Consider the following 24,287-nt stretch of genomic DNA (forward strand, 5'->3'; position numbering starts at 1 on the left):
GGCACGGCCGCGGCGACCGGCCGTGCCACCCTTCCCGTTCCCCCGGGTCAGTGGGCGAACGATCCCGCGGGCGCCAGTGGAACCACCAGGCTCGACGGCCACACCGAGTTTCGCTGAATCTGCTGCGACGTGCCCAGCAAACGGGGCAGATCCGTCGGAATGGGCATGGTGGACGGGAATGTCCCGCTGGTGATCCGCAGCCGCAGCGAATGTCCGGGCTGCAGGGTGTAGAAGGTCGGGCGCAGCTTGATATCCATCTGCACCACCTCACCCGGGGTCAGCAGCCGCTCGTTCTCCTTCACCACGATGTGCTCGGGCCCGTAGACGGTCCCGTCTCCCGTGCGCCAGGTCTTGTCCTCGTTCAGCGTGCGCTGGCTCGCCAATTGCGAACCGCCCGTAATGTTCACGGCCGTGCCGTCGGGCGCCACATCGTCGAGCCACACCTGGAAGGCGGCGTCGGTGCCCGTGGAGGAGGCGTACAGGCTGACATTGGCCGGACCCGCCACCACGGTCGGCTCGCTCACCGGATCCATCGTGTACCGCAGCCCGGCGGTCGGGTCCTGCACCCATTCGGTGCACGGGTTGTAGGCATTGAACACGCGGAAGACGAAGTCCGGCAGGCCCGCCGTGTACTGGCCCAGGCTCTGCCGGTTGCACAGGTTGTCGATTCCGGTGTAGTCGAGACGATCCGACGCGTCGGCCACCGCCGGCTCGTCCGCGACCAGGCGATCGCCGTCGAACCAGCGCTGCGTGACGCTCGCCTGCTCGAACGGGTAGCGGGCGGTATCGGCCGCGATATTGTTGGCGTCGATGACATGCAGCGGGGTGTCGGTCTCGTCGATGCCGTTGGGAATGTCCTTGAGCCAGCGGTCGAACCACGCCACGATGATCTGATCGGTATCCAGGCGCGAACCCGGTCCGACACCCAGGCCCACGTGATACCAAGGGCCCATGAGCAATTGGTAGCGGCCGTCGGCCCGCTGATCGGCGGCCATCGGCGCGAACTGGTCACGGCCCGCGGCCAGATTCTGCAATTGCGAGTAATTGCGCAGCGGCCCTTCCTGATACAGATCCCAGAACCCGCCGACCTGGTACATGGCAATGCCCTTGTCGACCAGATTGCTCAGATCGGTTTCGAAACGCCGCTCCTGCCACCAGTCGCCGTCATAGGCGAGCGGCCCGCCCGCATAGGCCTCCAGCAGCAGTTTGATCGTACTGTCCTGGGAGACAATCGCCTTCAGATGGTCGATCAGAGCAGCCAGGAACGTCTGCGGTGACACCACCGCGGTCATGAACGGCCCGATCAGGCTCAGATACGGCACCATCACCGAGATCGCGGTGAGCAGAATAGGGCTCATCAGCCCGTCGTGGCCGAGCACCTCGTTGAAGATATTGTTCGGCATCGCCATGGGCACAATGGCTTTGAGCGGCGAATCCGGCCCGACGGCCTGCGCGGTGCGGAAGGCGCTCAAGGCCGGGAACGAATACCCGTACATGCCGACCTTGCCATTGGATCCGGGCAGCTTCGCCGCCCAATCCACCAGCTGCACACCGTCCTGGCCGTCCTGCCGCGACGCCGGATTCCACGCGCCGGTGGACCCGCCGGTGCCGCGCACATCCGCGATCACCTCGATATAGCCGCGCCGCACCAGCATGTCCTGCGCACTGGTGGCCTGGTTGATCACGCGTCGCACATCGCGCAACTGATCGGGCAGCGGAATGCGGAAGGTGTCGATGACGCTGGTGATGGCCGCCGTGAGCGCGCTGGTGACCGCGCCGTAGGTGGTGAAGTTGACGACCACCGGAAACTCCCCGGCCGCGCGCTGCCCGGTCGCCGGATCGGTCGGATAGCGCACCTCGGCCTGCAACTGGGTGCCATCCGAGAGCGGAACCACATGTCCCAGTTCATAACCCACGCCGTACTGCTCGGGCGTGGGCTGATACCCGGCGGGCAATCCGAAATTCGCGGGCGCCGTCGGCACCGGTCCGGCGGCGGGCACGGCGGCGACCGGCGTGGTGCTCGAGACGGTCACCGCCAGCGCGGACAGTCCCGCCACGGTGAGGGCGGCGAGCCGGGCGCGGCGCGGCCTGGTCTTGCTAGTCAACGAAATAACCTCTGCGGATGCTCGGGAGGCCGCGCGGACGGACACCCGTCGCCGACCTCATCGTCGGAATTCAGCACACCGCACAGCCGGTATGCCGCGCTACCGGCAGTAACCAAGACTGCGCGGTTTCGGATTGTGCAGTGGACCAATGCGGCGCCGGATGTGAAACACCGCCGACCGGGCACTGGTGGCGGTGGCTACTCGCGGAATGCCGCCACCAGTTCCCGGTCGAGGAAAATGGGCGAATTACGGGGCGAAGGAGGCCGATTCGAGGCGGCGGGCGATGCGGGCCGCCGAGAGCGTCATGGCGTCGGTGGGGCGGTGCGGGTCCAGGCCGGTGAGCTCGTGGACGCGGGCCAGCCGGTAGGTGACCGTATTGCGGTGGATGTTCAGCAGGCGGGCCGTCGCCAGCTGGTTGAAGCCGGTGTCCACGAAGACCTCCAGGGTCTCGGCCAGCAGCGGCTGCGGGTCCAGGGGCGCGAGGACGGCGGCGAGACCGGCGCGGGCGGAACCGCCCGCGGCGACGGTGTACTCGAACATGAGGTCGCTGCGGCGGCACACCATGTGCGGGCGGTCCAGGCAGCGGCCCAGCTCGGCCAAGATGCGGGCCTCGGTGAAGACCCCCGGAACCAGGGTGCGGGTCGGGGCCACGGTGACGCCGACCCAGAACGGGGCGGGTTGTGCAGACTGCCCAGCGGGTTGCGCGGGCAGGCGGGTGGCGAGGGCGGCCGCGGTGGCGGTGCCGTCGTCGCCGGGCTGCAGGGGGAGCAGGGCCGTCCAGCCGCCGCTGTCCAGGCGCAGGAAGACGCCGGGAATGGCCTCGATGCGGTGCCGCAGCTCGCTGGTCTCCGCACCGCGGGCCGCGCCGAAACGGAAGACCGCGACCAGGAAGGCATCGGGGACCGCGATGGCCGGTTCATCGGCCCATTCGATCGGGTCGCGGCCGGTGAGCAGGGCGTCGGCAATGGCGCGGCGGCGTTCCAGCAGCTCCCAGCGCGGATCGTGCACGCGCCGCACCACCGCGGTGGCGATGCGGGTCTGCATCATCGTGATGTAGTGCAGCATCTGCAGCGCGGAATCGCTGAGCAGTTCGCGTTCGTCGCCGGTGGCGACGGCGCGGATCTCGTTCCAGATGAATTCCGCGCCGATGCTGTAGCGGCCGAGCACCTCTTCCAGGGGTTCGCCGTCGCGGACCCGGCCGAGCGCGATCTCCACCACCTCGCGGGTGTCCTCCTCGGCGGGCAGGACGCCGCTGCGCAGATAGTCGAAGAACAGGTCGATATTGAGCTTCACGCCGCGCTCGAAACCGCCCGCCACCAGCGTGTGCGGCAGGTTGCGGTACGGCGGCACCGCGGCCGGTATCTCGTCCCGGACCGCGACCGCGCGCCGATACAGCTCCTCGAGCACTCGGTCCCGGATTCGCGCTTGCATGACTCTCCTACTACCCGTACAGCGAATCGATAGTAGCCGCGTAGGCGGTAGCTATTGGTTTGCGCCTCAGTTTTCCGGTGGCCGTGAGGCAGTCGCTGCCCGGGGTCCACACCTCCGGCAGCACCGCGAACTTCTTGATCTGTTCCACCCGGGAGAGCTTGGAATTCGCGGCATCGACGCCCTCTTGCAGGGCCTTCAGCACAATCGGGTCCGCGGCCAGGGCGGCAATGCTCCGGTCCGATAGCTGATGGCGCTCGGCGAAGGCGGCGACCAGATCCGGATCGAGCAGGATGAGCGCGGTGTTGTACGGGCGGTTGTCGCCGATGGCCACCACCGTGCCCGCCAGCGGCGTGTTCTCGGTGACGGTGTTCTCGATATTGGTGGGCGACATGTTCTTGCCGGCCGCGTTGATGATGAGTTCCTTCTTGCGATCCACGATCTTCAGGAACCCGTCGGCGTCGATCTCGCCGATATCGCCGGTGTGCAGCCAGCCGTCGGCGTCGATGGTCTCGGCGGTCTTCTCCGGGGCATTGCGGTAGCCGCGCATGACCATCTTGCCGCGTACCAGGACCTCGCCGTCGTCGGCAATGCTGATCTCGGAACCGGGCAGCGGCTTGCCGACCGTGCCGATCTTGATGCGCGGGTGGCGGGACAGGGTCGCGCCGGCCGTGCACTCGGTCATGCCGTAGCCCTCGCACAGCGGCAGGCCCAGGCCGAGGAAGAACTCGTGGGTGTCGTGCGGGATGGGTGCCGAGCCGGTGACGGCAACGCGGACCTTGTCCAGGCCCAGGCGTTCGCGGATGGTGGCCAGCACCAGGCGGTCGGCCAGCTTGAACCGGGCCTGTTCCAGCAAGTTCGGGGTGCGCCCGTCGGATTCGGCGCGGGCGCGGGCGCGGCCGGTGCGAATGGCCCAATCCATCAGGCGGCGCTTGACCGGGCTGGGTTCGGCGGCGAAGCGCTCCTCCAGGGCGGCCTTGACCTTCACCCAGACCCGCGGGACGCCCAGGAAGACCGAGGGATGGACCTCGGTGAGCGCCTCGGCGACCTGCTTGAGATCGGGGACCGTGGTGATCTGGCCGCCGGTCAGCATGGACAGGTAGTGCGCGAACCAGCGGTTGGCGGCGTGCGCGTCGGGCAGGTAGGAGACGACCTTGTCCTCGGGTCCGCCACCGCCGAATTCCTCGATGACCTGGGCGTTTTCGAGGAAGTTGGTGTGGGTGAGCTCGACGCCCTTGGGCGGGCCGGTGGTGCCGGAGGTGTAGACGATGGTGAGCAGGTTCCCGGGATCGACCGCGCGCCAGGCGCTCTCGAAATCGAAATCACCGGCGGGCAGGGCCTCGACGTCGGCGAGGGGAACGGTGCCCTCGGGGGCGTCGTCCACGCAGATCACGTGTTCGACCGTATTGCCCTGGGCGGCGGCCTTTTCCACGGCCTCGAGAATCTGCGGCGCGAACTGGCGTTCGCAGATCACCGCCTTGTTGCCCGCATTGCCGAACTGGTAGGCCAGCAGATCCACCGGATTGGTGTTGTACACCGAGAACGGGGTGGCGCCGGTGTGCAGGACGGCGGTGTCGCAGAGGTGGAATTCGGGCCGATTGGTCATCATGAGCGCGACGGTGTCGCCCGGGCCGATGCCCAGCGCCGCCAGGCCGGAGGCGATCGAGCGCACGCGCTCGCCGTATTCGCGCCAGGTGATCGCCACCGCGCCACCGAGGGTGCGCAGCGCCACCTGGTCGGGATAGCGCGCGACATTCGATTGGAATGCCTCGATCAGCGTGCGCGGGCCGGCCCCCGCGGGATTCGATGAACTCACGACCTACCTCTGTGATCAAACGTTCGAGGGCGTGGCGGCCCTCACAGTGCCATCCAGCACACCGCACAAAGGCTTGTCCGGTCCAGAGGCAATGGACAAGATCTACGCTGATCGACTTGTGCTCATTGCACAAACCGCTGGTGCGCGGCCCCGGTTGGCGGCGGGAGCGGCGTGCGCTGGTCGGGTGAACGGTCCCCGGCGGCGTGGCGGCGGCTCGCTGACGCGCGTGTGTCGCGAATGATCTTGTTGCACAATCTGATTCGGGTCCCGCGGCCGATCATTCCGTCGTATCGTGTTAGCACACGAACAGGACCGCCGGAGCCCGACCGGGCCGTCCGATCGGGTGGTGTGCGGCTGTGTGAGGAGCCAGCGGTGATCACCCCTACTACCAACGGAGTTCTGGACTACATCAACGCCGAGGAAGTCGAATACGTCGACATCCGCTTCTGCGATGTCCCCGGCGTCCAGCAGCACTTCTCGATTCCCGCCAAGATGTTCGGCGAAGACCTGGTCGAGAACGGTATCGCGTTCGACGGCTCGTCCGTGCGCGGCTTCCAGGCCATCCACGAATCCGACATGCTGCTGCTGCCGGACCTGCGCACCGCGCAACTGGATTCGTTCCGCGCCGCCAAGACGCTCAATATCAACTGCTTCGTGGCCGACCCGCACACCCGCGTCGCCTACAGTCGCGACCCCCGCAATGTGGCCCGCAAGGCCGAAGAGTATCTCCGCTCCACCGGCATCGCCGACACCGCCTACTTCGGCCCCGAAGCCGAGTTCTACATTTTCGACAGCGTCCGCTACGACACCGCCATGAACGGCGCCTTCTACGAGGTCGACTCCTCCTCCGCCGACTGGAACACCGGCGCCAAGACCAATGCCGACGGCACCCCCAACCGCGGCTACAAGGTCCGCCCCAAAGGCGGCTACTTCCCCGTCGCCCCCTACGACGCCGACGTCGACCTGCGCGACCAAATGTGCACCAACCTCCAGCACGCCGGCTTCGAACTGGAAAAAGGCCACCACGAGGTGGGCACCGCGGGCCAAGCCGAAATCAACTACCGCTACAACACCCTGCTGGCCGCCGCCGACGACCTCCAGCTCTACAAATACATCATCAAGAACACCGCCTGGGCCGCCGGCAAAACCGTCACCTTCATGCCCAAACCCCTCTTCGGCGACAACGGCTCCGGCATGCACGTCCACCAATCCCTCTGGAAGGACGGCTCCCCGCTGTTCTACGACGAGGCCGGCTACGCGGGCTTATCCGACCTGGCCCGCCACTACATAGGCGGCCTACTCCACCACGCCCCCTCCCTCCTCGCCTTCACCAACCCCACGGTGAACTCCTACAAACGCCTGGTCCCCGGCTTCGAAGCCCCCGTGAATCTCGTCTATTCCCAACGCAATCGCTCCGCAGCCGTACGCATCCCCGTAACCGGCACCAGCGCGAGCGCTAAGCGCCTCGAATTCCGCTGCCCCGATTCCTCCGGCAACCCCTACCTCTCCTTCGCCGCCATGATGATGGCCGGCCTCGACGGCATCACCAACAAAATCGAACCCGCCCTCCCGATCGACAAAGACCTCTACGAACTGACCCCCGAGGAATCCGCCGAAGTAATCCAAACCCCACCCAGCCTCGACGCCGTAATCGACCGCCTGGAATCCGACCACGAATACCTCACGGCCGGCGGCGTCTTCACCGAAGACCTCATCGAAACCTGGATCCGCCTCAAGCGCTACACCGAAATAGCAGAAATCAACGTCCGCCCCCACCCCTACGAATTCGACCTCTACTTCGACGTCTGACCAACCGCGGTCGACTCAGAAGATCGCGACCGGGGCGACCGGGGTTCCGGTCGCGCCGACGAAGGGTTCGGGCATGGCGGAGAGGAGGAATTCGTAGCGGGACTGTTCGGCGCAGGCGGTGGACAGGGGTTCGAGGTTCCAGTTCTGGCCTTGGAGCATGCCCATTTCGACGAGGTGGAGGGCGTGGACGGCGAGCCAGGCGTTGGGGATTTCGGGTGGGAAGATTTCGAAGGTGAGGGTGTCGGTGGCCACGGCGGCGGTGTCGCGGGCGTGGAACCATTCGGGGGTGCGGATGGACAGGCCGGGGGAGGGCATGGCGTAGGCGGTGCGGTCGCCGGACAGGTACAGCCGCATGTGGCCGGTGCGGATGAGGACTATGTCGCCGGCGCGGACTCGGGTGCCGGCCAGTTCCTCGGCGGCTTCCAGGTCTTCGGGGACGACGGCGTGATCGACGGGGAGGCGGTCGACGCCGCGGGCGCGGGCCACATCCAGGAGTACGCCGCGGGAGACGATGTGCGGGATTGCGGAGATGGCGCTGAAGGCCGCGCCGCCGTGTGCGGTGATGCTGTCGGCGGGACGGCCGTTGTAGATGTGGCCGGAGTGCGAGACGTGCGGCAGGGCATCCCAGTGCGTGGCGGCCTGCAAGGCCATGGTCACCACGTCATCGCTGGTGGCGACCGTGTCCGGGCCGAACAGCTGCCAGTTGATCGCGACCATGCTGTGCAGGGGATTCACGCGCCCGGGAATCAAGCCTGTCTGCACGCCCTGCTGAGTCAGCGGCAAGGCCAGCGGAACCCGGCGTCCGGTGCGCACGGTGGCCGCCGCGGCCCGCGCCACCTCATCGGTGATCAGGTTCAATGTCCCGAGCTCGTCCTCCGAACCCCAACGCCCCCAGTTGTTCACACGCTTCGCGATCGCCAGGAATTCCGCGGGAAAACTCATGGCTTCTCTTTACCTGACGCGTAATCGACTTGCAGCACGACAGCGAAGAACCTTGAGGCATGACGGATTACACGAACACCGCGCAGCGCTACATCGACAGCTGGAACGAGCAGGACGCGGACAAGCGCAAAGCCCTGATCGACGAGTTGTACACCGCGGACGCGGCATTCACCGATCCGCTGGCGGAGATCCGCGGCACCGAGGCCATCGACGCCATGGTCGCCGGCGCCCAGCAGCAGTTCGCGGGTCTGGAATTCAGCCTCGGACCGGTGGACGGTCATCACGACACCGCGCGCTTCACTTGGTATCTCGGCGCCCCCGGCGCAACCGAACCCCTGGTGATCGGATTTGACGTGATCACCCTCACCGGCGGCCGGATCGCCCAGGTGCTCGGCTTCCTCGACAAGGTGCCCGCCTGACCCGAGCCGCGACAGTGGCGCCGGCACGATCCGTGCCGGCGCCATTTCGCGTTCCCGCCGGACGGAATTCATCCGCCACACCTGGCGTTGGCGCATACGCGCAATCCACCACGCGGAGGCCGGTGGCGGATGCGCCCGCGCGCGTGTGATGGAATCCTGTTGCGGGGAGAGACTATTGAGTAGCGAGAGGATGAGTGGACGACGGTGGCTCGGTTCGGGGGGTCGAACGGTCATGCCGCGCCGCGCCAAACTATGACGTTGCCCTCACTACCCGCGCGTAAAACCCGGTGCGCCATACGATCCGGGCCTGAAATCTGCGGGAAGGCGAAGTAGCCATGGACCGAAACGCGTTCGTCGAAGTGATGAACGAGGCGAGCGGGATGCTGGAAGCGGGACTCGCCACCGAGGCGCTGGCCCGGCTCACGGCCTTCGACAATGCGCTGCTCACACCGCCGGATCCCAAGGACTACGGCTGGATCATCTCCTACCGCTTCCGATCCGCCTTCGCGGCAGGCGATTACGAACAGGCCCTGCACCTGGCCGAACACGGTCCGGCCCGCTATCCCGCCGACATCCCGCCCGGCACCCTCGCCACCATGTACTCCATGGCCGTCGAGGCCGCCACCCAACTCGGCCGCGCCGAAACCGCCGTCATCATGGCCGACCGCTGCATCGAATTGCGCCGCAGCCACGGCGAACCCGGTGAAGTGCTGATGGCCGCCATGACCGCCTGCACTCTGCTCGGCGATATCGAACGGCACGATCTGGCGAGCCGGTACGCGGAACTGCTGGTGGCCGAGGGAGCGGGATTCGACGAGTACCGCTCCTACGGTTACTACGCCGTCTGCGCGGCCATCGAACACGGCGTCGGCGGACACCTCATCGACACCCTGCGCGCCGGCCGCGAATGGCTCAGCCGCCAGGAGAACGAATTCGCCCGCGAGGCACTCGATTACCTGCAGAAATCACCGGCCATGAGCGACCCGCTCGCGGGCCACGGCCCGCTGGGAGGGCCCGGGCCGCTGGCAGGGTCGGGACCGCTCGAAGGCTCCGGACCGTTCGCGGGGTCGGGACCGCTGGCAGGGTCGGGACCGCTCGAAGGCTCGGGACCGTTCGCGGGGTCGGGACCGTTCGCGGGATCGGGTCGGCTCGGTGGACCGGGTCCGCTCGCGGGAACTGGTCCGGTGGGAGGTCCAGAGTCGCTAGCCGGAACAGGTCCGGTCGGACGACCGGGTCCGCTGGCAGGAAGTGGTCCGGCCGGAGGGTCGGGACCGCTGGCAGGTCAGGGTCCGCTGGCAGGTCAGGGTCCGGTCGGGGGACCGGGCCCGTTGCCGGGTCGCGATCCGCTATCGGCGCCCGGCCCATTCGGCGGACCGACCCCGCACCCGACGCCCGATCCGCTGCTCTCGCCCGGACCGCCACCGGCGCCAGGCCCGCTCTCCGCGCCCGAACCGCTACCGGGCCTGGGCCCGCTCGCCGACCTCGGCGCCGGTGCGCCCGCCGGCGCCGCGACCCAGTACCTGCCGATTCCCGGCGCCGCGCCGCACACCGGCCCGAAGCAGCCCCCCGCTGAACAATGCTCGGGCGGCGAAGCCGCCGACGCCCTCCTGGAAGCCCAGCGCCCCGCCCTGGCCGCCTCCGCCTACCGCGCCCTCATCGCCGCGGCCATGGAAACCGGCAAGCCCGACCCGCTGATCATGGGCAAATCCGTTCTCGGCCTGCTCATGTCGCTCATCTTCGACAACCGCGTCAGCGAGGCGCACGCCGTCTGGGTCGACGAACAGGCCCCCACCTACCTGGGCGTCTGGTCCCTGGAAAACGGCCAGACCTCCGTCCACGACGGCATCGCCTACAACTTGGTCGCCGCTTTCCTGCACTCGCTGTCCACCGGCGACCGCAATGCCAGCAATCACGCCGTCGACACCCTCATGGGCCGCAGCGTCGACTGGGCCTTCACCAACAACCCCCAGGTCGTCCCCGCCATGCTCAACACCTGGCGCCGGCACCTGCACGAAATCCACGAGGGCGAACCGGCTCCCGAATACCGCTGGCAGCTCGGCCAGGCCGAGGAACGCTGGGGCGCGCCCCTCCCCGAATCCGGCCTCTACTGGATGCGCCCCTACCGCTGGGTCGTCGACTGGGTCTGATCGCTAGGCTTCGGGTTATGGCAACGGAGATCTGGCATAACCCGAAGTGCTCCAAGAGTCGCACTGCCAAGACGGTTCTCGACGAATCCGGCACCGACTACATCGAACGCCGCTACCTCGACAACCCGCCCACCGCCGCCGAAATCCGCGACGTACTGGCCAAACTGGCCCTGGAACCCTGGGACATCACCCGCACGGCCGAACCCGAGGCCAAAGAACTGGGCATCGCCGAGTGGGGAAAGACCGCCGCCGACCGTGACCGCTGGATCGAAGCCCTGGCCGCCCACCCGCGCCTGATCCAACGCCCCATCATCATCACCGCCGACGGCCGAGCCATGGTGGCGCGCGACGCCGAAACCCTCGACACCCTGCGCTGATCCGAGTTCTCGCACTGCGCTCACCGATTCAAACGCGTATCCCGAGACCTGGTGGTATTTGCTCACGCAATTCGAAACACCGGGAATCCCGGTGCGATCTCGGCCAATTCGGCGTCACTCGCATTCTTGGTGACGCCCTCGAAGAACTTGCCGACCTCCCACCCCCAGCGCTCCAGGTAGGCGCGCAGCACCGGGATCTTGTCCGCATCCGCCAGCTCGGCCGCGGTGAAGGATTCGGCCCTCCGGCCCAGTCGCAGCTCGCCGGACCCGGCCACCCGAAGATTCCGCACCCACTGCGTGTGACCGCGCGGCGCGACCAGGTACCGCGCGCCGTCCGCGGTGGTGAGCACATTGACCATGGTGGTCCGCCATTCGCCACTCTTGCGTCCGCGCACCGCCAGCAGCCGGGACCCGGCCACGCTGATCCCGAGCTTGGGCAGCAGATTGAAGATGCGGTTCATGACCGGATCCAGACCGGAGGGGCCGATGTAGCGGTCGGCGGCGGAGTTGGCGTTCATGGTGGCGTCCTTTGCAAGCTCTTCGAGAGCGGTGCTCTCTGATGTGATCAGTGTGCATGGCCGCTGCACTCACTGTCAAGAGCAGTGCTCTCGAAAAGTTTCACCGCTCCAAAACGTGGCATACTGTCTCCATGAACGCCCCTCGCACCGCCCGCGAACGAGCCCGAGCCGAGATCACCCGCGAAATCACCGATGCGGCCCGCCGTCAGCTCGCGGATTCGGGCGCGCCCGCGCTCTCCCTGCGCGCCATCGCGCGCGAACTGGGCATGGTCTCGTCCGCGCTGTACCGCTATTTCCCCAGCCGCGACGATCTGCTCACGGCGCTGATCATCGAGGCCTATAACGCCATCGGCGACGAGGTCACCGTTGCCGTGGGCACCGCGGACAACCCGCGCGCCCAATGGCGAGCCGCCGCGGCTGCGGTGCGGCACTGGGCGATCGTGCACCCCCACGAATACGCACTGCTCTATGGTTCACCCGTTCCCGGCTACCAGGCCCCGCAAACGACCATCGAACCGGCGTCCCGAGTCCCGCTCGGCTTGCTCGGTATCGTGCACCGCGCCTGGGAGAGCGGCGCTCTCGCCGAAGCGCAGGGTTCCGTGCACCCCGACCTGGCGGCCCAATCCGCCGATATCGCACGGCAATTCGCCCCCGGCCTGCCCGACGCCGTGGTGGTCCGCATGGTCGTCGCCTGGACCCAGCTCTTCGGCGCGGTGAGCTTCGAGGTCTTCGGTCAGCTCAACGGCACCATGGATCCGGCCGGCCCGTTCTTCGACTTCGCCGTGGACGCCATGGCCGACCTCATGGGCCTGCCGGCCTGATCTCCTCGGCCAGGTCGAGAAACATCGACACGACGGGATTCTCCTCGCCGCTGCGGAATACGAGATGCTGAGCCTCGGCGAGCACCGTGCGGGCGCGCGCCACCAGCGCCGGCCCCGCGGGAGTGGGCGCCCACCCCCGACGCCACCGTCAACGCCTTCTTCGCCGCCTTCGGCGCGCGGGACCTGGATGCTCTGCTGGCGCTGATCGCCGAGCACGCCACCTGGACCATCCCCGGCGATCCGGCCATCGTCCCGTGGGCCGGGCAGCGTGACCGGAATGCGCTGGCGGACGGCTTCTTCCGCCCGCTCTTCGAGGCCGCCTCGTACCGCATCTTCGAGGATTCGCTGATCCTCGCCCGCGTCTACACCGGCGACCCGTCCCTGGGCCTGGCTGCCTGACCTGCGGAGTTCACACCGGAAACGGCGGCGTCCCGACTCCGGTGATCCGCAGATTCCCCCAGGGGTCGCGCTCCTGCAAGGCCCCCGAGGCCGGAGCGCCGCCGGGGAGGGTGAGGAACACCTGTCCGCGACCCGGACCGGGCAGGTCCACGCCATCCGCCGCGGCCACCCGGCCGTACCAATGGAATTTGCCGTCGATGGGGTCGAGGTGACCGTTCAAGGTGACGGTCACCGGCACCTCGGCGCCGGGGGCGTCCAGCACCGCCGGGCCCGAATACTCGTGCGCTGGTTCGGGTTCGGGGAAGTCGATCCATTCGTCATAGCCCCGGCGCCGACGCCCCCGCTGCCACCTCACAGCAGCCCCCGGCGCTTCCAGATGCGTTTGCCGATCGGCCCGATGAGACCCTGCTTGTCCAGGAACGCACCGAGATTCGCGGCCCCGAGCCCCAAAGCGCGTTTGGCGTGCGGATTCTCGTGCGCCATCCGGCGGGCGGCCCGGCCGTCGGCGATTCCGGCGCGCGCGTACATGTGCCAATTGGTGAGCAGATGCACGAACAGGGGAGCGGCGACCGCGACACACAGCCGCGTATAGGCGATCTCGGTCCTCGACATGGTCGGCACCCGCCGCGCCAGCGCATCCCGTGCGAAGCCGATGTGCCGCGCCTCCTCGGTGACATGAATCCGCATGGCGCGCGCCACCAGCGGCTGCAGTTCCGGATCGTCGAGGGTGCGCCGCTGAAGTGCGTCGAAGATCTCCTCGCCCACCAGCGCGCCCACCCACACCATGGAGCCGCGCAGGAACAGCTGCAAGGCGCTGATCGTCAGGCGCTCATAGCGATTCGGCCAATACGGCTTGGCCTCGATGCGGTCGATGAGCTTGCCGAACATCATCATGTGCCGGCATTCGTCGCCCATCTCGGTGAGCGTGTAGTGCGAATACCCGGAGCGCGGATCATTGGCCATGAGCTCGCGCAGCAACAGCCGGTTGAGCAGGTTCTCGAACCAGATGCCCACCGACAGCACATTCGCGAGCTCCTGCCGGGACAGCTCCCGCCGCTGCTCGTGGGTCATCGCTTCCCACAGCGGGGTCCCGTACAGCGAGACCACCTCCGGCGGCAGGAAGAATTTGTCCGGATCCAGCGGTGCGTCCCAGTCCAGATCGACCACCGGGTCGTAGGACTTCTTCACCGATCCGATCAGCAAACGCCGCGCGAAGACGTCCGATGCGGCCCGCTCGCCCATGACAACGCCCTTGTCGGCCATGGCAGCTCCTGACTCAAGTTACTGATACAAGCTGTTACACTCAGATTAGTGGTACATGATGTATCGGTCAATGGGCGGGTGAGTATCGTGAGGCGAATGACCGCATCCAGCGCACGCAAGCCGACCGCGACCGCCGACGGTCGCAGCACCCGCTGGAGCGGTCACAAGGCCCGCCGCCGCGCCGAAATGCTCGACGCCGCCCTGGCCGTCATCGAGGAGAACGGCACCGAGATCTCGGTGCAGCAGATCGCCGACCGCCTGCGGGTCCCGCGCCCGGTGGTCTACCGCCACTTCGACGGCCGCGCCGATCTGGATCAGGCCATCCGCCGCCACATCCTGGATTCCCTGCTGGCCGAACTGCTTCCGGCCCTGCGGCCGGACGGCACCGTCCGCGATGCGGTGCGCGGCGCCGTCGGCACCTATGTCGGCTGGGTGGAACGCCACCCCAACCTGCACCGCTTCCTGGCCGCCGGGGAACCGCAGGGCGAGTCCGCCGCGGTCCTGGCCGGAGCCCGCGATCGGATCGGCGGTCAGCTCGCCGACCTGTTCGCCGACACCCTGGCCCGCTTCGGCCTGGACCGGAATCGCGCCCGCCCCATGGCCTTCGGCATGGTCGGGTTCGTCGACGGCGTGGTCAACAACTGGCGTGCCGAATCCGCGCTCACCAGTGAGCAAGTCGAAGGCATTCTCACCGAATCCGTGCTGGCCCTGCTGGAGGGCAATGCCCGCAGCCTGGATGTGCCGCTGGATCGCGACACCGTCATCTCCGAGCTGCTCTCGCGCACGGAGGCGCTTCGCTCATAATTTTGCCGTAATAGAAAATTTACCTCGGCGGCAAGTTTCTGTACCCTGGATGGCATGGGTGAAATCGGTCTGCGCGAGCGCAAGAAACGGGAAACCCGGCTCGCGCTGAGCCTCGCGACCATCCGGCTCAGCGTCGAACGCGGCTGGGACAACGTGACGGTGGAGGACATCGCCGCCGCGGCCAATGTCTCCGTGCGAACCTTCCGCAACTACTTCTCCAGCAAGGCCGAAGCCGTCGCCTCGCGGCATCTCGAGCGCATGGAGCAAATGGCGGAGGAACTTCTGCAACGGCCGGAATCCGAACCGCTGTGGGAGGCGGTGATCGCCGCGGTCCTGGACCGGTTCGCGCTCGGGCAGCAGCGCGACGACCGCCCCGAAGGCCGCGAGTGGGCCGATGGCATCCAGCTCATGCTCGGCCAACCCGCCGTGCAGTCCGCCGTGCTCGAGGCGAATGCCGTCGCCGAGCGCACCCTGGCCGCGGCGGTGGCCGCGCGCACCGGCACCGACGCCGGACGCGATCTGTATCCGAATCTCGCGGCCGCCGCGATCGGAGCGGCCTGCTCCGCCGCCATCGACCACAGCCTGCGCGCGCATCCGCCGCAGCCGGTGCTGCCGCTGCTGCGCGAAGCACTCGAACAACTGGCCGCGGGCCTGCCGGTCCCGCCGCCTAAAACCACTGTCCTTCAGGAGAAGTCATGACCTTCGATGTGATCATCGCCGGAGCGGGGCCGGTCGGCCTGATGCTGGCCGGTGAACTCCGCCTCGCGGGGGCGGGCGCCCTGGTCCTGGACCGGCTGCCCGAACCCAGCGGCGAGGCCAAAGCCAATGGCCTGGTCGGCCAGGTGGTGCCGATGATGGATCGCCGCGGTCTCTACGAGCGCCTCGGCGGCCCGCCCGGCCCGCCGCAGCCCAACTCCTCCTATTTCATGTTCGCCGCGCTCCCACTGGATTTGAGCCTGCTCGAGCACAGTCCCATCCACACCCTGGCGGTGCCGCAGCCGCGCCAAGTGGAGGTGCTGCGCGATCGCGCTGTGGAGCTGGGCGCCGAGATTCGCTGGGGCACCGAACTGCTCGGCTTCGAACAGGATGAAGACGGTGTGACCGTCGAGGTTTCGGATGCCGAAGGAGTGCACCGCCTACGCGCCCGATATCTGGTCGGCGCGGAGGGCGCGCACAGCGTGACCCGCAAGATGTCCGGAATCGACTTCCCGGGAATGCATTACGACCGCACCCTCACTCGCATCGCGAACGCGAGCGTGCCATCCGAATGGGTGGAGGCCGCGACCGGAATGCTGCACGTCCCCGGCTACGGCGATATCCGCCCGTTCCTGCCGCTGCGCACCGAGCGCGGCGGTTTCGCCTGGGCGCCCTTCCCCGGCCGTGCGCCACTGCTCAGCACCATCGAATGGGATCAACCCGAACCGGCCGAGCCGATGAGCCTCGACGAGATGGCGGCGAGCATCGCCCGGGTCCTCGGCGTCCCGGTGCCCCTCGAACCGCCCGCCGGTGACGGCCCACATGCCTTGCGGCGCATGGCAGGCGGCCACACCCGCGTCGCCGAGCGATTCCGCGACAGGCGGATCTTCCTCGCCGGCGACGCCGCCCACGTCTTCGCCACCGGCGGCGGTCCGGGGCTCAATCTGGGCTTGCAGGACGCCATCAACCTCGGCTGGAAACTCGCCGCCGAGATCAAGGGCGAAGCCCCCGCCGGACTCCTGGACAGCTACGACACCGAACGGGGCCAGGCGGCTCGCCGCACCCTGCGCTCGGCCCGGACCCAGGCGGCGCTGCAAGCTCCGGGCTCGGACGTCACCGCTCTGCGGGAGGTCTTCGCCGAACTGCTGGCCGACGAACCGGCGGTCCAGCGCATCGCCGACCTGCTCGCGGGCTCCGATATCCGTTACGACATGGGCGATCCCGACGCACACCCGCTCGTCGGGCGGGTCGCACCCGACCTGGAGCTCGACATCGACGGCAGCACCGTCCGAATTGCCGAATTGACCAGAGCGGCAAGACCTTTGCTCGTGGACCTGACCGAAGGCGGCGTGGTGTCGGCGGCGGTGCCGGAATGGGGTGACCGGGTGGACGTCATCGCGGGCCGCGCGACGCCGCCGGTGCGCGGTGTCAGCGCGCTCTTGCTGCGACCCGACACCTACGTGGCCTGGATGTCCACCGCACCGGATCCCAGCGCCGGTGACCTCGCGTCGCTGCGCGCTGCGCTCGGCCGCTGGCTCGGTACCCCGGTGGCGGCCACCCCGTATGTGAGATGACCAGCGGCGGAGCGTAATTCGCTTGCCATCCGGCCGGATAACTGGAAATGTCTGTCAGTGAAGCGATTCGTTCTCGGGGGAGGAAATCGATGAGATCTCGGACTTTCGCAGGCTTGGCGGCCATCGCGGGGATGTCTTGTGCCGCAGCGATTGTGCTCGCGCCCTCGGCCGCCGCGGCCTTCTACGTCGCGCCCGGCGTCTGGTGTGAGGGCACGACTTGCACCAATGACAACGACGAGGCCTATCTGATCTCCGCGCAGATCAGTTGCAGCACCATGAACACCCTCACCGGTGTCTGGTCGACCGATTACGTCACCGGCAGCGAGTGGGCCGAACCCCATACCAGCGTGAACCTGGCACTGTCGTGCGCACCCGGCGACCTGGAGGGGAGCTGGAGTATCACCGGCGCGGCGCCGCGCTCCCAGGTGCCCACCGGATCAGCGGGCTGATCCAGCCCGCGCGCTGGTCGGCCCGAAGCCGGAGTCCGGGCCGATCAGCGATTGTCTTCAGCCGCGCTCGGCGAGCGCACGGTAGCTGGCGTTCCACATCCATTCCACCGGTCCGCGCTCGAAGCGCCGCAGCCAGAAGTGGGCGAAGACCATCATGAGCGCGGAGACCAGCACGTACACCCCGACGGTGAACGGCACCCGCGCCTGGGCGGACACCAATCCGGTCAGACCCAGACCCCAGCCGTAGCAGATCGCGCCCGCCACCAGGTTCTGCAGGATGTAGCAGCTCAGCGCCATCCGGCCGACCTCGGAGAACCGCCGTGCCACCAGGCCCGGAGCGGGACGGCGGGTGTAGAACTCGGCGACCAGCGCCAGGATGCCCAGCGCGACGAACGGCGCGGTGCCGTAGCGGGTGAACAGGATCAGGTCGCCGCCGCCCGCGACGCCGAGCGCCATGTCCAGCGGTGCGGCGATGCCGAGGCCGATGATCATGAGCCGCTTGCGGATTCGCGCGCCCTCGGCCTCGAACACCCCGGCCCGGAACAGCCGCGCGCCGAGCAGGAACAGTGCGATGGACATCGGGAAGATGAACACCGCCTCCAGCCGGAACATGGCCGCGTGGTCCAGCCGGAACACCACCAGATCCCAGAACGAGCCGTCCGCATAGGGATTCGGGTCGAGCGCCTCGGGTTGCGGCCGCTCCGACGGCGACCGGGAATCGAAGGCCATGCCGACCGCGATGAGCGTGAGCACGGCGGTGTGGATGCTCGCCGCGACGATCAGCCAGCGCCGCTGCGCCTTCGGGCCGGTGGCCAGGACGAACGCCACCACCAGACCGGTGAGGGCGTAACCCATCAGGACATCGAATTCGGCGACCAGCAGGAAGTTCAGGAAGCCGTCGAGGAACAGCAGCCCCGCCCGCCACGGGTACTTGCCCGGCCACGGTCGTCCGCCGCGCACCGCCGAGCGCTGCTGAATGGCCAGCCCGATGCCGAACATAATGGTGAGCAGCCCCAGGAACTTGCCCTGCGCCAGCTGCTGCAGCACCCGTTCGGCCCACAGCCACGCACCGGTCGGCTCGTTCTCCTGCGAGATGTAGCCGAGCAGCCCCTCATAGTTGGTGAAGATCCAGATATTGGTGCCCAGCGTGCCCAGAATCGCGATGCCGCGCAGCACGTCCAGCGCGGGCAGCCGGCCCGAACGGGGCGCGGCGGGAACGGGATTCGGGTCGGCGGTGACTGTGCGGGCCGGGCGCGCGTGCCGCGGCGAGGGTACCGGTTCGACCATGCGTGCAATTGTGCCGTCGGGCCAGGTCAGCGCGGATCGCCCGGGAGAACGATCACGCCTACGCCGCACGAATGACCCGGCGTCCACGCCACGGATGACCCGCTCGCGCCCGATTCCCAGCGTCGTCGCCTAGGCTCGGACTTATGCAGCGCATCATCGGAATCGAGGTCGAGTACGGCATTTCGACGCCTTCGGAGCCGTCGGCCAACCCGATTCTCACGTCCACCCAGGCGGTGCTCGCCTACGCCGCGGCCGAAGGCGTGCCGCGCGCCAAGCGCACCCGCTGGGACTACGAGGTGGAGTCTCCGCTGCGCGACGCGCGCGGTTTCGATCTGGGGCGGCTCAACGGGCCCGCGCCGGTCATCGATGCCGACGAGGTCGGCGCGGCGAACATGATCCTCACCAATGGGGCCCGCCTCTACGTCGACCACGCCCACCCGGAGTATTCCGCGCCCGAGGTCACCGACCCCCTGGATGCGGTCATCTGGGACAAAGCGGGCGAGCGTGTGATGGAGGCCGCCGCCCGCTACGCCTCCAGCGTGCCCGGCGCCCCGCGCATGCAGCTGTACAAGAACAACACCGACGGCAAGGGCGCCTCCTACGGCACCCATGAGAACTACCTCATGAGCCGCGAGACCCCGTTCAACCAGATCATCCTGGGCCTGACCCCGTTCTTCGTCTCCCGCCAGGTGGTGTGCGGCTCCGGCCGGGTGGGCCTGGGCCAGTCCGGTGATCAGCCCGGTTTCCAGCTGTCCCAGCGCGCCGACTACATCGAGGTCGAGGTCGGCCTGGAGACCACGCTCAAGCGCGGCATCATCAACACCCGCGACGAACCGCACGCCGACGCCGACAAATACCGCCGCCTGCACGTCATCATCGGCGACGCCAACCTCTCGGAATGGTCCACCTACCTGAAGGTCGGCACCACCGCCCTGGTCCTGGACCTGATCGAGGCCGGCGAGGACCTCTCGGATCTGCAACTGGCCCGCCCGGTCACCGCCGTGCACACCATCAGCCACGATCCCAGCCTGCGCGCCACCGTCGCCCTGGCCGACGGCCGCGAGCTGACCGGCCTTGCCCTGCAACGCATCTACCTCGACCGCGTCGAGAAGTTCATGGACCGCACCGGCGGCAACAACGACGCCCGGGTGCAGGACATCATCGAAAAGTGGGCGCACGTCCTGGATCTGCTCGAGCGCGATCCCATGGAGACCGCGGACCTGCTCGACTGGACCGCGAAACTCCGTCTGCTGGAAGGCATGCGCAACCGTGAGGGCCTGAACTGGGCCGCGCCCAAGCTGCACCTCATGGACCTGCAGTACTCCGACGTGCGCCTCGACAAGGGCCTCTACAACCGCCTCGTGGCCCGCGGCTCCATGCAGCGCCTGGTCACCGAGCAGCAGGTCGTGGACGCAATGACCAACCCGCCCACCGACACTCGCGCCTACTTCCGTGGCGAATGTCTCCGCCGCTTCGGCGCGGACATCGCCGCCGCCAGCTGGGATTCGGTGATCTTCGACCTGGGCGGGGACTCCCTGGTCCGCATCCCGACCCTGGAGCCGCGCCGCGGCACCAAGCAGCATGTCGGCAAACTTCTGGACGGCGTGGATACCGCCGCCGACCTGGTGCAACAGCTCACGCGCTGAGCGGAATCAATCGGCCTGCCGCGGAGAATTCCACGGTTCCGGAGCCGGGCCGCCAACCCGATTTCGAGGTTTGGCGGCCCGCTCCAAGGTCATTCTCCGGGTGTCCCGGGGAGTTTGCGCCCGGGAGCTTCCGAGAGGTAGCGGGCAGGGCACATTGCGGTTAATCCGGCATGTTGTCCCCGCCGCTGGGTAGTGTTGGGGGACGGGCATCGGACTTTCTCCGGTGCTCGCCGATGATCACAGAGGAGGTCGGCTGCTATGGCACAAGAGCAGACCAAGCGCGCCGGTGGTGGCGACGAGGACGAGGGCCCCGTCGGTGACGGTGCCGCGGGGCAGGAGCGGCGCGAGAAACTGGCCGAGGAAACCGACGACCTGCTCGACGAGATCGACGACGTTCTGGAGGAGAACGCGGAGGACTTCGTGCGCGCCTACGTTCAGAAGGGCGGCCAGTGACCCAAGGTGATCCCCTGCGGCTCCAAACGGGGTTCGCCCTCTCCTCCTTCTCCGAGTACCTGCGGATGTACGCCCCGGAACTGTTGCCCGCCAACAGTTTCCGGTCCGACGGCGGCCATCCGGTGAGTGCCGCCCCGGCGGACATCGCCCCGCACGGCACCACCATCGTCGCGGTGTCCTACCGCGGCGGCGTGCTGATCGCGGGCGACCGCCGGGCAACTCAGGGCAACCTGCTGGCCAGCCGCGATATCGAGAAGGTGTACATCACCGACACCTTCTCCGCGGCCGGCATCGCGGGCACCGCGGGCATGGCGATCGAGATGATCCGCCTGTTCGCGGTGGAGCTGGAGTACTACGAGAAGATCGAGGGCGTCCCCCTCACCTTCGACGGCAAGGCCAACAAACTCTCCAAAATGGTGCGCGACCACCTGCCCGCGGCCCTGCAGGGCCTGGCGGTGGTGCCGCTGCTGGTCGGCTACGACCCGGACCAGCAGGACCCGGACAAGGCCGGCCGCATCATCTCCTACGACGTGGTCGGCGGTCGCAGCGAAGAGCGCTTCGGCTACACCGCGGTCGGTTCCGGTTCGCTGTTCGCCAAGTCTTCGCTCAAGAAGACCTACGCCCGCGGCATCGATCAGGACAAGGCATTGCGCATCGCCATCGAGTCGCTGTTCGACGCGGCCGACGACGACACCGCCACCGGTGGTCCCGACACCATGCGCAACATCTACCCGACGGCGATCGTCATCGACTCCGAGGGCGCGGAGGAGGTCTCCGACGAGCGTCTGAAGGAGATCACGCGGGCGATGGTGGACGAGCGTGCCGCGGCGGCCGCGGAAGGGATCGGTGAAGCATGACACTGCCGTACTACGCGTCGGCCGAACAGATCATGCGCGACAAGACCGAACTTGCGCGCAAGGGCATCGCACGGGGCCGCAGTGTCATCGTTCTGGTGTACGACAAGGGTGTGGTGTTCGTGGCCGAGAACCCCTCGGCCACCCTCCACAAGGTGAGTGAGTTGTACGACCGTGTCGGTTTCGCCGCGGTCGGCAAGTACAACGAGTTCGAGAGCCTGCGCCGCGGCGGCATCCTGCAGGCGGATCTGCGCGGGTACCAGTTCGACCGGCGGGATGTGACCGGCCGGTTCCTGGCCAACCTGTACGCGCAGAGCCTCGGTTCCATCTTCACCGACCAGCTCAAGCCGTTCGAGGTGGAGATCTGCGTCGCCGAGGTGGGCTATCCGGAGCAGGCGTCGAACTCGGTGCTGTACCGCATCAATTTCGACGGATCCATTGTCGACGAACGCGAATTCGTGGTGATGGGCGGCAACACCGACCCCATCGTCACCGCGCTCAAGGGCACCTACAAGGCGGGCATGGACCTGCATTCCGCCATCACGGTGGCGGTCGGTGCGCTGCAGAAGGCCACCCCGGAGGGCGGCAGCGACAAGGACAAGCGCACCATCGGCGTCTCCTCCCTCGAGGTGGCGACGCTGGAGCAGGCCCGCCCGCGTCGCGCCTTCCGCCGCATCAGCGGTTCGGCCCTGCAACAACTGATCACCGGTAAACCCTCCACCGCCAAAGCCGCGGCGGAAGAGGACAAGCCGGGCGCGGGAGATCCGTCCTAGCGCTGGGAAATTCGCAAAATGCCGGGCCGCGAGCCAAATGGTTCGCGGCCCGGCATTTTCTCTGTCCGCGCGCATGTTTTCGCATTGCACTCGGCGGGGGCGAGTGTTTGCACTCGGATGAGCAGAGTGCAAAGGGGGCTTGGTTTTTGGCAGGTGACAGGGCCTGCGACGTTGCATCTCGTGCTAAATCGTTGTGAATACGTTTGCATCGGCTGTCCGACACCGCCCTTATGCGGCTTCCGACCGCTGTAATGTCGATGGTGTGCAGCGACGAATCATGGGGATCGAAACCGAATTCGGGGTGACGTGCACCTTCCACGGTCACCGTCGGTTGAGTCCTGACGAGGTGGCCCGGTACTTGTTCCGCCGGGTGGTTTCCTGGGGCCGTAGTTCCAACGTGTTCCTCCGCAACGGCGCCCGGCTCTACCTCGATGTCGGTTCGCATCCGGAGTACGCGACGGCCGAGTGCGACAGCTTGGTGCAGCTGGTCACTCATGACCGCGCCGGTGAACGGGTCCTGGAGGATCTGCTCATCGACGCCGAACAGCGTCTCGCCGAGGAAGGCATCGGCGGCGACATCTACCTGTTCAAGAACAACACCGACTCGGCGGGCAACTCCTACGGATGCCACGAGAACTTCCTGGTCGTGCGGGCCGGCGAGTTCTCCCGCATCTCGGACGTGCTGCTGCCGTTCCTGGTGACCCGCCAGCTCATCTGCGGCGCCGGCAAGGTGCTGCAGACGCCCAAGGCGGCCACGTTCTGCCTGTCGCAGCGGGCCGAGCACATCTGGGAGGGCGTCTCCTCGGCGACCACGCGGTCGCGGCCGATCATCAATACCCGCGATGAGCCGCACGCCGATGCCGAGAAGTACCGCCGCCTGCATGTGATCGTCGGCGATTCGAATATGGCCGAGCCGACCACCATGCTCAAGGTGGGCACCGCCTCGCTGGTGCTGGAGATGATCGAGGCGGGCGTCGCGTTCCGAGACTTCGCCCTGGACAATCCGATTCGCGCCATCCGCGAGGTCTCGCACGATCTCACCGGCCGCCGTCCGGTGCGGCTGGCGGGCGGGCGGCAGGCCAGCGCCCTCGACATCCAGCGCGAGTACTACGCCCGCGCCGTCGAGCACCTGCGCAACCGCGATCGCGATCCGCAGGTGGACGCGGTGGTGGATCTGTGGGGCCGCACGCTCGACGCGGTCGAGGCGCAGGATTTCGCCAAGGTGGACACCGAGATCGACTGGGTGATCAAGCGCAAGCTGTTCCAGCGCTATCAGGACCGCTACAGCATGGAGCTGTCCGATCCCAAGATCGCCCAGCTGGATCTGGCCTATCACGACATCAAGCGCGGCCGCGGCGTGTTCGACCTGCTGCAGCGCAAGGGTCTGGCCAAGCGGGTCACCGAGGACGAGGCGGTCGACGCCGCGGTCACCACGCCGCCGCAGACCACGCGCGCCAAGCTACGCGGTGATTTCATTACCGCCGCTCAGGAGGCGGGCCGCGACTTCACCGTCGACTGGGTGCACCTCAAGCTGAACGATCAGGCCCAGCGCACGGTGCTCTGCAAGGACCCGTTCCGCTCGGTCGACGAGCGGGTGGACCGGCTCATCGCGTCGATGTAGGAATCCCACCTCTCGGGGGGCTCTCGGGGGGGTGGGCCCCCCACCCCGGCGGGATTGGGGGGGGGGGGGGGGGGCGGCCGCGAGGG

23 protein-coding genes are annotated in these 24,287 nt (G+C 67.8%); 15 read left to right on the forward strand and 8 right to left on the reverse strand.

The genetic code is table 11. The features are described from left to right. Positions 1 to 47 precede the first annotated feature (47 nt). The 3 genes from ACFVIV_RS33940 to ACFVIV_RS33950 form a co-directional block, all read right to left on the reverse strand. Positions 48 to 2,105 (reverse strand): CocE/NonD family hydrolase, encoded by a 2,058-nt coding sequence (locus ACFVIV_RS33940; RefSeq protein ID WP_379203540.1) that lies wholly within the window; start codon positions 2,103 to 2,105, stop codon positions 48 to 50. Positions 2,106 to 2,351: 246 nt separating this feature from the next. Next, a complete protein-coding gene (locus ACFVIV_RS33945) occupies positions 2,352 to 3,536 on the reverse strand; it encodes a PucR family transcriptional regulator (RefSeq protein WP_379203542.1) in 1,185 nt (394 codons plus the stop codon). A gap of 10 nt (positions 3,537 to 3,546) precedes the next feature. Continuing rightward, positions 3,547 to 5,349 carry an AMP-dependent synthetase/ligase gene (locus tag ACFVIV_RS33950; RefSeq protein WP_379203544.1) on the reverse strand — a complete coding sequence of 601 codons (1,803 nt, stop codon included), beginning with the start codon at positions 5,347 to 5,349 and terminating at the stop codon, positions 3,547 to 3,549. 372 nt (positions 5,350 to 5,721) lie between these two features. Here ACFVIV_RS33950 and glnA point away from each other — a divergent pair, with 372 nt between their 5' ends. Further along, positions 5,722 to 7,158, forward strand: coding sequence for a type I glutamate--ammonia ligase (gene glnA / locus ACFVIV_RS33955; protein WP_379203546.1), 1,437 nt, complete (start codon positions 5,722 to 5,724; stop codon positions 7,156 to 7,158). 15 nt (positions 7,159 to 7,173) lie between these two features. On the opposite strand, the gene ACFVIV_RS33960 is transcribed toward glnA, so the two are convergent. After that, a complete protein-coding gene (locus tag ACFVIV_RS33960) occupies positions 7,174 to 8,100 on the reverse strand; it encodes a cyclase family protein (RefSeq protein WP_379203548.1) in 927 nt (308 codons plus the stop codon). 59 nt (positions 8,101 to 8,159) lie between these two features. On the opposite strand from ACFVIV_RS33960, the gene ACFVIV_RS33965 reads away from it, so the two are divergent. From ACFVIV_RS33965 to ACFVIV_RS33975, 3 genes are all read left to right on the forward strand, one after another. Continuing rightward, a complete protein-coding gene (locus ACFVIV_RS33965) occupies positions 8,160 to 8,519 on the forward strand; it encodes a nuclear transport factor 2 family protein (protein WP_379203550.1) in 360 nt (119 codons plus the stop codon). A gap of 335 nt (positions 8,520 to 8,854) precedes the next feature. Continuing rightward, positions 8,855 to 10,666 (forward strand): hypothetical protein, encoded by a 1,812-nt coding sequence (locus tag ACFVIV_RS33970; RefSeq protein ID WP_379203552.1) that lies wholly within the window; start codon positions 8,855 to 8,857, stop codon positions 10,664 to 10,666. 17 nt (positions 10,667 to 10,683) lie between these two features. Further along, positions 10,684 to 11,043: an arsenate reductase family protein gene (locus tag ACFVIV_RS33975; protein ID WP_379203554.1), complete on the forward strand. Its 360-nt coding sequence runs from the start codon at positions 10,684 to 10,686 to the stop codon at positions 11,041 to 11,043. 62 nt (positions 11,044 to 11,105) lie between these two features. Here the strand turns inward: ACFVIV_RS33975 and ACFVIV_RS33980 are convergent, their stop codons facing one another. Further along, positions 11,106 to 11,561, reverse strand: coding sequence for a nitroreductase/quinone reductase family protein (locus ACFVIV_RS33980; RefSeq protein WP_379203556.1), 456 nt, complete (start codon positions 11,559 to 11,561; stop codon positions 11,106 to 11,108). A 131-nt stretch (positions 11,562 to 11,692) separates the two neighbouring features. On the opposite strand from ACFVIV_RS33980, the gene ACFVIV_RS33985 reads away from it, so the two are divergent. Both ACFVIV_RS33985 and ACFVIV_RS33990 read left to right on the forward strand, forming a co-directional pair. Next, the gene (locus tag ACFVIV_RS33985) at positions 11,693 to 12,382 is read left to right on the forward strand and encodes a TetR/AcrR family transcriptional regulator (RefSeq protein ID WP_379203558.1); all 690 of its coding nucleotides are present in this window, start codon (positions 11,693 to 11,695) and stop codon (positions 12,380 to 12,382) included. 57 nt (positions 12,383 to 12,439) lie between these two features. Beyond that, positions 12,440 to 12,781, forward strand: a complete 342-nt coding sequence (locus ACFVIV_RS33990; protein ID WP_379203637.1) for a nuclear transport factor 2 family protein — start codon at positions 12,440 to 12,442, stop codon at positions 12,779 to 12,781. Between the two features lie 10 nt (positions 12,782 to 12,791). Here ACFVIV_RS33990 and ACFVIV_RS33995 read toward each other — a convergent pair whose 3' ends face one another. Beyond that, a complete protein-coding gene (locus ACFVIV_RS33995; RefSeq protein WP_379203560.1) occupies positions 12,792 to 13,136 on the reverse strand; it encodes a DUF4873 domain-containing protein in 345 nt (114 codons plus the stop codon). Further along, the gene (locus ACFVIV_RS34000) at positions 13,133 to 14,044 is read right to left on the reverse strand and encodes a diiron oxygenase (protein WP_379203561.1); all 912 of its coding nucleotides are present in this window, start codon (positions 14,042 to 14,044) and stop codon (positions 13,133 to 13,135) included. Before ACFVIV_RS34000 ends, ACFVIV_RS33995 begins: the two co-directional genes overlap by 4 nt. 96 nt (positions 14,045 to 14,140) lie before the next feature. Between ACFVIV_RS34000 and ACFVIV_RS34005 the strand changes: the two genes are divergently transcribed. The 4 genes from ACFVIV_RS34005 to ACFVIV_RS34020 all read left to right on the forward strand — a co-directional run bounded on the left by ACFVIV_RS34005 (position 14,141) and on the right by ACFVIV_RS34020 (position 17,567). Then, on the forward strand, positions 14,141 to 14,848 hold the full coding sequence (locus ACFVIV_RS34005) for a TetR/AcrR family transcriptional regulator (protein WP_379203562.1): 708 nt from the start codon (positions 14,141 to 14,143) through the stop codon (positions 14,846 to 14,848). Between the two features lie 54 nt (positions 14,849 to 14,902). Then, positions 14,903 to 15,547 carry a TetR/AcrR family transcriptional regulator gene (locus ACFVIV_RS34010; RefSeq protein ID WP_379203563.1) on the forward strand — a complete coding sequence of 215 codons (645 nt, stop codon included), beginning with the start codon at positions 14,903 to 14,905 and terminating at the stop codon, positions 15,545 to 15,547. Continuing rightward, positions 15,544 to 17,118 (forward strand): FAD-dependent monooxygenase, encoded by a 1,575-nt coding sequence (locus ACFVIV_RS34015; RefSeq protein WP_379203565.1) that lies wholly within the window; start codon positions 15,544 to 15,546, stop codon positions 17,116 to 17,118. The genes ACFVIV_RS34010 and ACFVIV_RS34015 overlap by 4 nt, the downstream gene beginning before the upstream one ends. A gap of 89 nt (positions 17,119 to 17,207) precedes the next feature. Continuing rightward, the gene (locus ACFVIV_RS34020; RefSeq protein ID WP_379203567.1) at positions 17,208 to 17,567 is read left to right on the forward strand and encodes a hypothetical protein; all 360 of its coding nucleotides are present in this window, start codon (positions 17,208 to 17,210) and stop codon (positions 17,565 to 17,567) included. Between the two features lie 57 nt (positions 17,568 to 17,624). Here the strand turns inward: ACFVIV_RS34020 and ACFVIV_RS34025 are convergent, their stop codons facing one another. After that, on the reverse strand, positions 17,625 to 18,854 hold the full coding sequence (locus tag ACFVIV_RS34025) for a DUF418 domain-containing protein (RefSeq protein WP_379203569.1): 1,230 nt from the start codon (positions 18,852 to 18,854) through the stop codon (positions 17,625 to 17,627). A gap of 143 nt (positions 18,855 to 18,997) precedes the next feature. Here ACFVIV_RS34025 and dop point away from each other — a divergent pair, with 143 nt between their 5' ends. The 5 genes from dop (at position 18,998) to pafA (ending at position 24,201) form a co-directional block, all read left to right on the forward strand. Next, entirely contained in the window at positions 18,998 to 20,500 is a 1,503-nt protein-coding gene (gene dop, locus ACFVIV_RS34030) for a depupylase/deamidase Dop (RefSeq protein WP_379203571.1), read from the forward strand. Positions 20,501 to 20,758: 258 nt separating this feature from the next. Then, entirely contained in the window at positions 20,759 to 20,953 is a 195-nt protein-coding gene (locus ACFVIV_RS34035; RefSeq protein ID WP_067536347.1) for a ubiquitin-like protein Pup, read from the forward strand. Further along, positions 20,950 to 21,810, forward strand: a complete 861-nt coding sequence (gene prcB, locus ACFVIV_RS34040) for a proteasome subunit beta (RefSeq protein WP_379203573.1) — start codon at positions 20,950 to 20,952, stop codon at positions 21,808 to 21,810. The genes ACFVIV_RS34035 and prcB overlap by 4 nt, the downstream gene beginning before the upstream one ends. Next, positions 21,807 to 22,580: a proteasome subunit alpha gene (gene prcA, locus ACFVIV_RS34045; RefSeq protein WP_379203575.1), complete on the forward strand. Its 774-nt coding sequence runs from the start codon at positions 21,807 to 21,809 to the stop codon at positions 22,578 to 22,580. Before prcB ends, prcA begins: the two co-directional genes overlap by 4 nt. 262 nt (positions 22,581 to 22,842) lie before the next feature. Then, positions 22,843 to 24,201: a Pup--protein ligase gene (gene pafA, locus ACFVIV_RS34050; RefSeq protein ID WP_218021039.1), complete on the forward strand. Its 1,359-nt coding sequence runs from the start codon at positions 22,843 to 22,845 to the stop codon at positions 24,199 to 24,201. Positions 24,202 to 24,287: the final 86 nt, after the last annotated feature.

The sequence above is a fragment of the Nocardia sp. NPDC127526 genome (assembly GCF_042672265.1).
Classification (GTDB): domain Bacteria; phylum Actinomycetota; class Actinomycetes; order Mycobacteriales; family Mycobacteriaceae; genus Nocardia.